Origin of the sequence: Agrobacterium sp. InxBP2 (genome assembly GCF_026191755.1) — a bacterium.
GTDB lineage: Bacteria > Pseudomonadota > Alphaproteobacteria > Rhizobiales > Rhizobiaceae > Agrobacterium > Agrobacterium pusense.
In genome coordinates this window covers 76349-89164 of record NZ_JAINDY010000034.1, presented here as the reverse complement: position 1 = coordinate 89164, position 12816 = coordinate 76349, and the positions used below count along the sequence as shown (strand labels likewise).

At 59.9% G+C, this 12816-nt stretch carries 9 protein-coding genes; 4 read left to right on the top strand and 5 right to left on the bottom strand.

Annotation, left to right across the window (positions count from 1 at the left end):
* Position 1: 1 nt before the first annotated feature.
* Positions 2-3676, bottom strand: a complete 3675-nt coding sequence (locus tag K7A42_RS22255; protein WP_282455899.1) for a response regulator — start codon at positions 3674-3676, stop codon at positions 2-4.
* Between the two features lie 501 nt (positions 3677-4177).
* Between K7A42_RS22255 and K7A42_RS22250 the strand changes: the two genes are divergently transcribed.
* Positions 4178-5650 (top strand): DEAD/DEAH box helicase, encoded by a 1473-nt coding sequence (locus tag K7A42_RS22250; RefSeq protein ID WP_004443127.1) that lies wholly within the window; start codon positions 4178-4180, stop codon positions 5648-5650.
* A gap of 234 nt (positions 5651-5884) precedes the next feature.
* Here K7A42_RS22250 and K7A42_RS22245 read toward each other — a convergent pair whose 3' ends face one another.
* The 4 genes from K7A42_RS22245 to K7A42_RS22230 form a co-directional block, all read right to left on the bottom strand.
* Positions 5885-6793: a DMT family transporter gene (locus tag K7A42_RS22245; protein WP_034498732.1), complete on the bottom strand. Its 909-nt coding sequence runs from the start codon at positions 6791-6793 to the stop codon at positions 5885-5887.
* A 163-nt stretch (positions 6794-6956) separates the two neighbouring features.
* Positions 6957-7346, bottom strand: a complete 390-nt coding sequence (locus K7A42_RS22240; protein WP_004443130.1) for a DoxX family protein — start codon at positions 7344-7346, stop codon at positions 6957-6959.
* A gap of 239 nt (positions 7347-7585) precedes the next feature.
* Positions 7586-8203, bottom strand: coding sequence for a L,D-transpeptidase (locus tag K7A42_RS22235; RefSeq protein WP_004443131.1), 618 nt, complete (start codon positions 8201-8203; stop codon positions 7586-7588).
* A 78-nt stretch (positions 8204-8281) separates the two neighbouring features.
* The gene (locus tag K7A42_RS22230; protein ID WP_004443133.1) at positions 8282-9178 is read right to left on the bottom strand and encodes a DMT family transporter; all 897 of its coding nucleotides are present in this window, start codon (positions 9176-9178) and stop codon (positions 8282-8284) included.
* A 437-nt stretch (positions 9179-9615) separates the two neighbouring features.
* Between K7A42_RS22230 and K7A42_RS22225 the strand changes: the two genes are divergently transcribed.
* Genes K7A42_RS22225 through K7A42_RS22215 form a run of 3 tightly spaced genes read left to right on the top strand, consistent with a single transcriptional unit; the run spans position 9616 to position 12813 of the window.
* On the top strand, positions 9616-11025 hold the full coding sequence (locus tag K7A42_RS22225; RefSeq protein ID WP_022556767.1) for a circularly permuted type 2 ATP-grasp protein: 1410 nt from the start codon (positions 9616-9618) through the stop codon (positions 11023-11025).
* 3 nt (positions 11026-11028) lie between these two features.
* Positions 11029-11970: an alpha-E domain-containing protein gene (locus K7A42_RS22220; RefSeq protein ID WP_004443135.1), complete on the top strand. Its 942-nt coding sequence runs from the start codon at positions 11029-11031 to the stop codon at positions 11968-11970.
* A gap of 21 nt (positions 11971-11991) precedes the next feature.
* Positions 11992-12813 carry a transglutaminase family protein gene (locus tag K7A42_RS22215; RefSeq protein WP_004443136.1) on the top strand — a complete coding sequence of 274 codons (822 nt, stop codon included), beginning with the start codon at positions 11992-11994 and terminating at the stop codon, positions 12811-12813.
* The last annotated feature ends 3 nt before the right edge of the window (positions 12814-12816 follow it).

Sequence of the window (12816 nt, the reverse complement as noted above, 5' to 3'; positions counted from 1 at the left end):
ATCAGCGACCGGTTGCGTCATCAGATACCCGGCGCGGAATATCTTCACCCAGCCACTGGGCGATCTTGTCCTCGAGAATTTCGGGGCTGATGGGCTTCGACAGATAATCGTCCATGCCGGCCTGCAGGCATAGATCGCGGTCAGCATCCTGCGTATGGGCCGTCACGCCAATGATCGGCACATGCCGGCCTTCGGCGGCCGCAAGTTCGGCCGTCCGGATCGCCTGCGTTGCCTGATGCCCGTTCATGACAGGCATGGAGACATCCATGAGGATGATCGCGGGATTATATTCCTCCCACGCCTGAACGGCCTTTTTCCCATTGCCGACGATCAGGAACCGCAGACCCGTCTGCTGCAAAATCTGCGTGAAAACAATCTGGTTGACGTCATTGTCCTCGGCCACCAGCACATCGATCAGGCTGGGCCGCAGCCGGACGGAAACTGTCGGCACCTCTGCCCGCCGCTTCTTTTCTGAAGCAGGACCTTCCGGCCGGGACGAACCGCCGTCCGAGGCACCTGCGAAAGCTTCCGGCCGCGCGCGTTTTAGCCTAACGTCGCGCACCACGTCGAACAGGGTGGAACGCAACAGCCGCGCCCGCGCGGGCTTCATCAAATGGGCCTGCACGTTGAGATCGGTAAAGAGCGTCTCGTCACCCACGACATCCATGGACGTGAGGAAAATGATGGCGATGTCATCGAAACGGCGATCCGCCCTGATCCGCTCCACCACGTCCAGGCCGTTCATGACAGGCATGTGATAATCAAGAATGATGGCGTCGATCGAAAGACCCACCGCTGCGGCTTCCTGCAGCACTGCAAGGCCCGTGGGCCCACCCTCGACGGCATGGCCGTCTATGCCCCAGCTTTGCAGCTGCTCCGTCAGGATGCGCCGGTTGACATCGTTGTCATCGATGACGAGCACCCGGATATTTTCGATCGCCACCGAAAGAGGTGGGACATCCCTCCGCCTTTCGGTCATCTGAAACGGGATGTTGACCTCGAAACTCGACCCCTTGCCCACTTCGCTGACGACATCGATCTTGCCATTGAACAGTCCGACAAGGCCGACGGTGATCGCCAGGCCGAGCCCGGTTCCTTCGTGACGGCGCGTGGCGGAACTATCGACCTGGCTGAACTTGTCGAAGATCGTCTCCAGCTTGTCGGAGGGAATACCGATCCCGCTGTCTTCGACACGCAGCGACAGGATGGCCTCCGAAGCTTCCGCTGACTGCGCAGAAAGCTCCACCAGCACATGGCCGGTTTCGGTGAACTTGACGGCATTCCCGACGAGGTTTGTAACAATCTGGCGGAAGCGTCCGGCGTCACCGATGACCTTGCCGAAAACCGACGGGTCGATCCGCACCACCAGCTCTATGTTCTTCTCCAGCGCCGCCGAGGACAGGAGCGAAACCACGTCCTCCACGGCTTCCGCCGGATCGAAAGATACACTGCGCAGTTTCATCTGCCCGGCTTCGATCTTGGAGAAATCGAGGATGTCGTTGATGATCGTCAGAAGCGCATTGCCTGACTTGACGATGATGTCGGTGAAAGTCTTCTGGCGCGTATCGAGGTTGGATTTGGCCAGAAGCTCCGCCATGCCAAGCACGCCGTTCATCGGCGTGCGGATTTCATGGCTCATATTGGCCAGAAATTCCGATTTGGCGCGGTCCGCCGCTTCCGCCCGCGAAAGCAGACGTTGCAATTCGCCTTCGCGCATCTTCATCTCGGTCACGTCGGTGACGATCACGAGCCAGTAATTGCCGGAACTGTTGGTGGCTTCCAGGTTGAGCCAGCTCTTGCCGGCGACATGGATTAGCCAGGAGAACGGCCGGTTGGCGGCAATGTTGTCTTTCCAGGCATTAAGCATCGCGGCCGCTTCCTCGGCCGTGCCGAAATCTCCGCGCGCGGCACAATGGGCGAAGAAGCCGGACCAGTCGCGATCCTTTTCCAGCAGCTCGGGCGGCACGTCGAACATCCGCGCCATCGCCTCGTTTGACATGATGATCGTGCCCTGCTCCACCAGCACCAGGCCCTGCGCCATGGCGCGCGTCGCGCCCTGCATATATTCGCCGACGCGCTCCAGCTCGGCCTTCGCCTTGCTGATTTCGGCGTCGCGCATTCGCACATCCGTCACATCGGCATAGGTGCTGAGGATTTTTCCGCCTTCGAGGCGCGTTTTGGAGATGACGGTCACCTTGCCGCTTTTGCTGCGCACCTCGCGGGGGGCAAAGGCCCCATCCTTAAGGAGCCGCTGCGCCCGCTCGCTATAGACCTCGTCGAAAGGCCGATCGCCATAATCATAAAGGCCGCTATCGAAATTCATCCTCATGAATTCGCGATAGTCTTTGCCCACAAGTGTTTTCTCGCCGCCGATTTCGCCCCAGACCTGGTAGAAGAACGGATTGACATATTCGATGACGAGATCGGCGCTGAGAAGCAGCACCCCCACGGGCAGCGCGTGAAGCACCGCCTCGAGTTGGCGATGCAGCGCCTCGGCTTCGGCCTGTGTCGCGATCAGCGCCTTTTCCCGCTCCTGCAGGAGGCTGACATCGGTGACGGAGCCCACGAGGTAATATTCGTCATCCGGTGTCGCAACGCGGCCGAGCCGCGTGATGACGGGAATGGCTCGTCCGTTGCGCTGAGGCATGTTTCCCGTGCGTTCGAGCGCCTCCCCGGTCTGCAAGATCCGTTCGTTTTCCTGCTGGAACTGGGAGCCATTCTGCGGAAACATTTCGGATTCGGTCTTGCCGATATAGTCGGCGAGATTGCCGCCGAGAAATGCGTCATAGGCGGCATTGGCATAGGTCAGCCGCCTGTCCTGATCCCTCAGGAAAACCCCCACCGGCAATTGTTCGAGGGCAGCGCGCAGCAACCAGGTCTCGCGGATCTGGGCGCTGAGAAGGGTCTCGTGCGCCTTGAACTCGGTCACATCGATGCGCAGGCCAACCAGCATGCCGTTTTCCAGCCGCTTGTTGACCATGCGAACCCAGCGGCCATCGGCGAACTGCTCCACCCGTTCGAGATAGGGCAGGGAAAAATCACGCAACTGCTCCCGCATCCAGCCTTCGAACGCAGGGTCGTCTTCTTTGACGCGACGATATCCGCTCGAAAAATAGAGCGCCTCCATCAGCGCCTCGAGCCGGATGCCCGGCTTCAGCTCGACACCAAAACCGCTATAGAACTCCGCGAAACGGGCATTGCAATAAACCAGCCGGTTTTCCGCATCGTAGACGACGATGCCGGCATCGATGAAATCCATGAGGCCGCTGCTGAACAGCAGGTCCGACGCCCCGCCGATATCCGCCGTCCCCGTCAAAACGCCCAACGGCATGTCTTCCACCGTTTCGAACAGGAACAGGCTGCCGTCATCATCGGTGAAGCGCTCGCAGCGAAGCGTGTATGGCAGGGAGGAAACCGAGGCATGGCAGGCGATCACCTCGTCCGTTGCAAAAACGAGTGAACGGCGCTCCCTGTCCTCCCGCTCCGCATCACGGATATCAGCCGAGAGGGAAAGGCTGGTGTGGCCTTCGAACGCCCTGAGGGGACGCCCCATCAACCGTGCGTAGGCGGCGTTGACCACGAGATAGCGCAGCTCGCTGTCCTTGATGCACGCGGGCAGGTTCAGGGCGGCCACAGCCCTGCAAGCCTTTTCCAGCAACCCGCTGCCCTCGGTCAATCGATACTCCACAGCGTGCAGTTTCACTTTTGTCGAATCAAATATTTCTAGATGACTTCGCAAAAACGTTATGTGAGAAAATCTGTTTTTGCTATGCGCCCTGCCCGGCAATACACTTTTTTAACCATAATTATTCGCTGCGACTCAACTCTTCGGCCAGCTGGCGGCGGCGTTCCGCATGGCTGCCATGCGCCGTCCGGCAGCCATGTCATGAAACTATCGCTTGACTTTGGCGAGTAAAACGCCCACATGCCGTTCAAGCTTTCACCTTCGGCAGCCGCGTGAGCTGCAGCGTATGTTGAGAAGACTTGGTCCGAGAGAGACTTGGCCCGCATGAAGGAAAAGCGCAGAGAATACAGAAGACGGCATGTGCCGCACTGATGCGCAGAAAGTTATTCCAACCCACAAGTTCCCAATTCACGCGGGGTTCTTGACGCCGAAACCGCCGGACAGCAGCCCTGTTCCGGACGATTGGTTTTTGGCGCCCCGAAAGGCATTATATTGACCAGTTTTAGCGAACTCGGCCTCTCCGAAAAGATTGTTGCCAGCGTTACCCAGCTTGGCTACACGACCCCGACCCCCATTCAGGCAAAAGCCATCCCGCTGCTGCTCGAAGGCCGCGACCTGATCGGCCTCGCACAGACCGGAACCGGCAAGACCGCCGCTTTCGGCCTGCCGATCATCGAAATGCTGATGAAGCAGGCGGACCGCCCGGCAAACCGCACCTGCCGCACGCTCATCCTTGCCCCGACCCGCGAGCTGGTGAACCAGATCGGCGAAAACCTGCGCGCTTTCGTGAAGAAGACGCCGCTGCGCATCAACCAGGTGGTTGGCGGCGCATCGATCAACAAGCAGCAGCTCCAGCTCGAAAAGGGCACGGACATTCTGGTGGCAACCCCCGGCCGCCTGCTTGACCTCATCGCCCGCAACGCCATCTCGCTCTCCAAGGTCACCTATCTGGTGCTGGACGAAGCAGACCAGATGCTCGACCTCGGCTTCATCCACGATCTGCGCAAGATCTCGAAGATGGTGCCCGCCAAGCGCCAGACGCTGCTCTTCTCCGCCACCATGCCGAAGGCGATCGCCGATCTGGCCCACAGCTACCTGACCGATCCGCTGAAGGTCGAAGTGACCCCGCCCGGCAAGGCAGCCGACAAGGTGGAGCAATATGTCCACTTCGTCGCCGGCAAGAACGACAAGACCGAGCTTCTGAAGAAGTCGCTCAACGAGAACCCGGATGGCCGCGCCATCGTGTTCCTGCGCACAAAGCACGGTGCGGAGAAGCTCTACAAGCATCTCGAACATATCGGCTTCAAGGTCGCCTCCATCCACGGCAACAAGAGCCAGGGCCAGCGCGAGCGCGCCCTGAAGGGCTTCAAGGACGGCGAGATCAAGGTTCTGGTCGCAACCGACGTCGCGGCCCGCGGCATCGATATCCCGGCCGTGACGCACGTCTTCAACTATGACCTGCCGGAAGTACCGGACGCTTATGTCCACCGCATCGGCCGTACCGCCCGTGCCGGCCGCGACGGCATCGCCATTGCTTTCTGCGCACCGGACGAAACCCGCCTGTTGCACGACATCGAAAAGCTGATGAAGATCGATATTCCGGTTGCCTCTGGTGAACGCCCGGCCGGTCTTGCCAGCCCGACGCGCCCCAACAACAACCGCGGCGGACGCAATAACAATGGCGGCCAGCAGCGCGGCCCGCGCGAAGGCGGACGCCACAACGGCGAATCCCGCCCGTCTCGCCACCACGCGCCGCGCGATGCGGACAATGATCTTGAAGTCACCTCCGACTTCAAGCGCGTGAAGCAGGCCGAAGGCGACGCAGGCCGCCCGGCTGGCCCGCGCAAGCATCGTCGTCCGGCCCGCAAGCCCGGCGGCAGCGGCGCCAACCGCCACGCCCCTGCCGGCGGCAACGGCCAGGAAAAACGCGCTTCCGGTAACGGCCATCGCGGCCGCAACCGTTAAGTCGTTCTGAATGGATTGAGGACGCCGCGGCATTGCCGGGCGTTTCTTCTCCCCGCCGGGGAGAAGATGGCCCGAAGGGTCGGATGAGACGGTAAAGTTGCCGTATCTCATCACCCTTGCCCCCTCATCCCGCTGCCGCGACCTTCTCCCCGGCGGGGAGAAGAAACAAGCGGCACGCGCTCGCCAATAATCAAGCCCCGCAGCCACACTCGGTAGCGGGGCTTTTCTTCGCCTTCAGTTCCCCTGCGCGACCGGACGACGCCGTGACGGCAGGGTCATCGCCAGCACGCCCGCAATCACGCAGACGAGCCCACCCCACATGGCGGGCGTCGGCATTTCCCCCAGAAACGCCATGCCGAAGGCGACCCCGACCGGCACCCTGAGATAGGCCTGCGAGGTGGTCCCGACCGAACCGAGCGTCTGCATCAGCCGGAAATAGATCATGAAGGCGAGCGCGGTCGAAAACACACTGAGGCACAACAGCGCCGCCAGTGATGCCGCCGAAGGCGACAAGGTCCAGGGTCGGTCGACAATCAGGCTCACGGGCAGCAGCAGGACAGCACCGCAGATAAGCGAGCCGGCGGCCGGCATGATCGGATCGAGCCCTTTGAAATTTTTACTGAAAATGGCCGCGCAGGCATAAGAAAATGCCGCTGTCAGCACGGCGAGCTGGCTCCATATCGCCTCGCCCGCCCCATCAAGTGCCTCCATGCCGATAATGAGGCAAACGCCCGTCATGCCGGCAATCGTGCCGAACAGCTTGCGCCCGCTGACTGCCTCATGCCGGATCACGAGCGCCGTGAGAAGAAAGGTAAAGATCGGCGTCGTGGCATTGAGAATGACGGCGAGGCCGGCATCGATGCTCTGTTCGGCCCAGGCGATCAGCGTGAAGGGGAGAACGCTGTTGATACAGGCCTGAATGAAGAACAGCCGCCATGTCGCTAAATCCGTGGGCAAACGCAACCCGCGCAGCCGGATCACCGCGAAGAGCAGCAGACCGGCGATCATCGTGCGCGATGCGATGAAGGTAAGGGGCGGAATGGTCTCCACCCCGATCTTGATGAAAGTGTAGGATGCGGCCCACAGCGTGGACAACAGGGCCAGAAGCAGCAATTCGCGGGCGATGGGGTTCTCAGAGGACACGGATCGATTTCCAACTAGATTGAGGGTGACCCGTTCTTAACCGGAAAACAGACGCCTATGCTTCGGCCGCGGCCGAAGTATCGACCCTGCTCTAAAAAGAAGCCCCGCGCGGCGTTGGCCACGCGGGGCTTCGGCAAAACAAATCGATGTCCGGTCAGGCAGATCAGGCCCGGCGCTCATCCACCGAGAAAGCGCCCGGACCGGCCACGAACAGATAGAGGAAGATGAAGCAGAACAGGATGGCGGCATCACCCCCGTTGAGTGCCGGGAAGAAGCTCTTCGGCCCATGCGCGATGAAATAGGCAACCGCCATCTGGCCGGACAGGATGAATGCGACCGGACGCGTGAAAAGGCCGATCAGCACGAGAATGCCGCCGACGAATTCCAGAATCGCCGCCACCAGCAGCATCGTCGGCAGGGAGCCTTCCATCTGCGATGCCGGAAAACCGAACAGCTTCTGCGTTCCATGCGAAATGAAAAGCAGCGCCGTCATGATGCGCAGCGCCCCGAGTGCCTGTGGGCGATAGCGGGAGAGAGAATCGAAAATTGCCATGTTGATGTGTCCCCGTTGAAGTGGTGAAGCGCCGATAAGAGCGCGATGGCACGTTTATGGATACACCTCCGAAATAGCGGAAATCACGTTTCCGATATTGCAGAACTACCTAAAATACTCAAAACGCCATTTTCTACAAATAGTTGATTTCACCATAGAAAATTGACTTTCTTACAGAAAAATCAACTCAGGGCTTCAGACATTTTTTCGATCGCAACAGGCGGAAAAACCGTCCCGCCTCACGCCTGCAGCACCACCACCTTCGAACCGACAGGCACGCGGCTATAGAGGTCGATGATGTCGTGGTTCAGCATGCGGATGCAGCCGCTCGACATGGCGTGGCCGATGGACTGCGGCTGGTTGGTGCCATGCAGGCGGAACATGGTGTCGTTGCCGCCGCGATAAAGATAGAGCGCGCGGGCGCCAAGCGGATTGTTCGGGCCGCCGGGCATGCCGGCTGCGAATTTCAGATTGCGCGGATCGCGGCGCATCATGTTCGCGGTTGGTGTCCAGGATGGCCATTCCGCCTTGCGACCGATATAGGCGTCACCCTTCAGGGCAAGACCCTGGCGGCCTACACCGACGCCGTAGCGCATTGCGCGACCGTCGCCGAGAACATAATAAAGCCGCCGCGCCGGCGTATCCACAACCACCGTTCCAGCCGGATGGCGCGTATCATAGGCCACCTCCTGCCGGCGCAGTTCGGGCTTCACCTTATCGAGATGCATGGCGGGAAGCGGGAATTTTTCCTCCGGCTTCGCCGCGTAATCCAGCCTGTGCTGGCCGATGCCGGTGTTTGCGCAGCCAGCCAGAAACAGCGGCAATCCAAACAGAACACCACGACGTGAAATAGACATGTAACCCCCGCCAAATCATGTGATTAACGAGAGGTATAATTTTATGGTTAATAAACCCCTAATATGAGGTTGCAGTAATTAACCAGCCGCAACCGATGCGGCAGGTTTGCGATTGGCGAGATAAACGCCTGTCACCGCCAGAACCGTACCCGCAATCATCGCAGGCGTCAGCGTCTCGCCGAAAAGCAGGGCGGCTTCCACCGCGGCAAGCGGCGGCACGAGATAGATCAGCGAAGCGGCGCGTGAAACCTGGCCGCGCCGGATCAGATAAAGAAGCAGCGCCACGGCCCCGATGGAAATCGCGCCGACAGACCAGGCGAGCGTGGCGGCAAGGCCGAGGCTCCAGTCCACATGCCCATCTTCCAGCAGAAGCGCGAAGGGAACCGTTACCAGCAGTGCGCCGACATATTGCAGCGTTGCCACCGCCATGATGTTGCCGCCATGCACGTACTTCTTCTGGTAGAGCGTGCCATAGGTGACCGAGGTCATGCCCAGCACATTCACCGCCACGGCGTAAAGCGGCACCGACAGCCCGACAGCACCCGCGGCCATGACCTTCGGCAGCACCGCGATGGCGATGCCGGCAAAGCCGATGAGCAGGCCGGCGCGCTGCAGCGGCGAAATCCTTTCGCCGATCATGAAACGGGCGGCCACCGCCGTCATCAGCGGCTGCAGGCCGGCGATAATGCCGCCGATCGCCGCCGGCACGCCCTGCCCTATCGCCCACCAGATCATGCCGAGATAAAGACCGTGCAGGAAGACGCCTGACAGGATCGCCCGGAAGATATCGACACGACTTTCGGGCCACTGGATGGACGAAAAGCGGCAGATCGCCCACAGCAAAACGCCCGCCAGAAGATAGCGCAGACAGAGGAAGGTCAGCGGCCCGGTATAATAGACCGCATATTTGGCGGTGACCCAGCCCGTCGACCAGAGAAAGACGAAGATGGCCGGAGCCAAACGGTCGAGCGACATGGGCGCATCCTCTGTGTAGCATGGTGTCCGCTACCGGTGCGGAACAGTCGGCGAATTGATATTTCTGCGGCTTCACGCAAACCGGCGAATAGTCGAGCCGGGTGTTCAGCATGGCGGTATCCGCATCCCGGCAAAAGGTCAAAGGCGTTTTGGTGATCACATCTTTCAGATTTTCTGATGCGACGCCGGACATTCATCAACCGAAAGCGAGCGAACAAAATTTATGCATTCGCCCACGGCGCAAACAGCGCCACCGCCCGCTTACACCGCTCGTCGCCCCGCAACCAATTTGCCGATGCCGCATTTATAGGCGGAAGCCGAAAAAACGCTTCTTTTTTAAAACTCTAGAGCGACAAAAAATCTTCTCGGGGAGGCCTGCATAGTTCTTGCATTGCATTTGTCGTTGTATTCATATGGCAAAAAAGGGGACATCGAAGTTGGCATTTGACGAAATGATAAATGCGGACAACACGCCGCGAAGCCCATATGAAAACTATAACGAATGGTACAGCCGGCAGGACAGGGCACACCTGATCCAGAAATCAAAAGACGCGGAAAACATCTTCAGAAAAACCGGCATTACTTTCGCAGTCTATGGCCACGCCGATAGTTCAGAAAAACTGATACCCTTCGATATTATCCCGCGCATCATCTCCGGCCGTGAGTGGCGCAAACTGGCCCAGGGCATCGAACAGCGTGTTCTCGCCCTCAATGCTTTCCTCGACGATATCTACCACAAACAGGAAATCATCCGCGCCGGGCGCATCCCCCGTGAGATCATCGAAAAGAACGAAGCCTTCCTGCCGGAAATGATCGGCTTCACGCCGCCCGGCGGGGTCTACACCCATATCGTCGGCACGGATATCGTCCGCACCGGCGAAGACCAGTTCTATGTTCTGGAAGACAATGCCCGCACGCCGTCAGGTGTCAGCTACATGCTGGAAAACCGCGAAACGATGATGCAGATGTTCCCGGAACTTTTCCATGAAAACCGCGTTCGACGGGTGGAGGATTACCCCTATCTGCTGCGCCAGTCGCTTGCCTCGCTCGCCCCTCCGGGCTGCACCGGCAAGCCGCGCGTCGCGGTGCTGACCCCCGGCATCTATAATTCCGCCTATTACGAGCACTCGTTCCTCGCCGACATGATGGGTGTGGAACTGGTGGAAGGTTCCGACCTTCGCGTCATGGACGGCAAGGTGAAGATGCGCACGACGCGCGGTTATGAGGCCATCGACGTTCTCTACCGCCGCGTCGACGACGACTTCCTCGACCCGCTGACTTTTCGGCCGGATTCGGCGCTTGGCGTTCCCGGCATCATGGATGTCTATCGCGCCGGCAACATCACCATCGCCAACGCCCCTGGCACCGGCATTTCCGACGACAAGGCGATCTATTCCTACATGCCCGAGATCGTCGAATTTTATACCGGCCGCAAGCCGCTCCTGGAAAACGTGCCGACCTGGCGCTGTTCCGAGCCGGACAGCCTGAAATACGTTCTCGACAACCTTGCCGATCTCGTCGTCAAGGAGGTCCACGGTTCAGGCGGTTACGGCATGCTGGTCGGCCCCACCGCATCGAAAAAGGAACGGGCGCTGTTTGCCGAAAAGCTGAGAGCACGCCCCTCCAACTATATTGCACAGCCGACGCTGTCGCTCTCCACCGTGCCGATCATGGTCAAGAACGGCATCGCGCCGCGCCATGTCGATCTGCGTCCTTATGTCCTTGTTTCGGACAAGGTGCAGATCATTCCCGGCGGCCTGACCCGCGTTGCGCTCAAGCAGGGCTCGCTGGTGGTCAATTCCAGCCAGGGCGGCGGCACCAAGGATACGTGGGTACTGGAGGATTAAGCCATGCTGGGCAGAACGGCAAACGGGCTCTACTGGATGTTCCGGTATATCGAGCGCGCTGAAAACATCGCCCGGCTCATCGATGCGGGCCTGCGCGTTTCACTGACGCGCTCAGGCAGCGGCGACGAGGATTGGGACGGCGTGCTGCAAAGCGCGGGCGTGCATGAGGAATTCCTCGAAACACGCGAAAAGGTGACGGCGGCAAATGCTATCGATTATCTTCTCCGCGAGAAATCGAACCCATCCAGCGTCATGTCCTGCATCGAAGCGGGGCGCAACAATGCCCGCATGGTGCGCACGGCGTTGACGCGCGAGACATGGGAAGCGACCAACGAATTCTGGATCGAGCTGAAGAACATCCTCGGCCGCAAGCTCAACCATGCGGAACTGCCGCAGACCATCGACGTGATCAAACACCGCGCCGGTCTGGTGCGCGGCGCCTTCCATGGTTCAATGCTGCGCAACGATCTCTATAATTTCTCCCGTATCGGCACCTTCATCGAACGCGCCGACAATACGGCGCGCATTCTCGACGTCAAATATTACGTGCTGCTGCCAGCTGTGGCGCATGTCGGCTCATCGCTCGACAATGCGCAGTGGGAATCCATTCTGCGCTCGGTTTCGGCCCACCGTTCCTATGGCTGGGTCTATGATGCGGAATACAAACCGGCCAACATCGCCGACTTCCTCATTCTCAATGGACGCATGCCGCGTTCGCTTGCCTATTGTTACGAGAAGATCGCCAGCAACCTCAATTACATCGCCGAGGACTACAGCGAGCGGCACAAGGCACACGATACGGCGGAAAGCATCCGCGACAGCCTGCGCGCGACCACCATCGCCCGGGTCATGGACGAGGGCCTGCACGAGTTTCTGGAAAGATTCGTCCATCGCAACGGGCAACTGGGACAGGAAATCACGGAAGGCTACCGCTTCTATCAATGAGCGCGTAGACGGGGACAGCTTATGCGTCTGAAAATCACCCATACGACGGAATATGTCTATGACGAGCCGATGCCCTATGCCTTGCAGCGGCTGCGCCTGACACCGCAGACCGGCCCGAGCCAGACGGTGGAGGACTGGGATGTCTCGGTCGATGGCGCGACCGTGGAAGTGACCTATGACGACCATTTCGGCAATCGCGTCGCGCTGGTGGAAACGGAAGGCCCACAGCAGCGGGTCAAAGTGGTGGCGAGCGGCACGGTGAACACGCAGGACAAGGCCGGCGTGTTCGGTCACCACATCGGCAACGCGCCGCTCTGGCTCTTCCTGCGGGAAACGCCACGCACCAAACCCGGAAAGCTGGTACGCGAACTGGTGAAGGTGAGCGTCGGCGAGAGCGAGCTTGCCCGCCTCCACAATCTCATGGAAAACATTCACGGCAAGGTGGAGTATGTTCCCGGCTCCACCGACATCGAAACCACGGCCGAAGCGGCACTGGAGGCTGGCAGGGGCGTCTGTCAGGACCACGCCCATATTCTCATTTCCGCTGCCCGGCAGATGGGCCTGCCTGCCCGTTATGTATCCGGTTATCTGATGATGGAGGCGGTGGAGGAACAAACCGCTACCCACGCCTGGGCCGAGGTGCATCTGCAGGGCCTTGGATGGGTCGGCTTCGACGCCGCCAACAATATCTGCCCCGATGACCGTTATGTCCGCATCGCATCCGGTCTCTGCTATCGCGATTGCGCGCCTATATCTGGCATGCGCATCGGCCCGGCCGGTGAGACGCTGAGCGTTTCAGTTACCGTGCAGCAATCGCAGAGCCAGAGCCAGTCCCAGAGCTGAGAT

Excerpts from the sequence above, each read along its gene's own strand:
- K7A42_RS22240 (WP_004443130.1), bottom strand. The coding sequence starts at position 7,346 with ATGGCAATTTTCGATTCTCTCTCCCGCTATCGCCCACAGGCACTCGGG.
- K7A42_RS22235 (WP_004443131.1), bottom strand. The coding sequence starts at position 8,203 with ATGTCTATTTCACGTCGTGGTGTTCTGTTTGGATTGCCGCTGTTTCTG.
- K7A42_RS22230 (WP_004443133.1), bottom strand. The coding sequence starts at position 9,178 with ATGTCGCTCGACCGTTTGGCTCCGGCCATCTTCGTCTTTCTCTGGTCG.
- K7A42_RS22220 (WP_004443135.1), top strand. The coding sequence starts at position 11,029 with ATGCTGGGCAGAACGGCAAACGGGCTCTACTGGATGTTCCGGTATATC.
- K7A42_RS22215 (WP_004443136.1), top strand. The coding sequence starts at position 11,992 with ATGCGTCTGAAAATCACCCATACGACGGAATATGTCTATGACGAGCCG.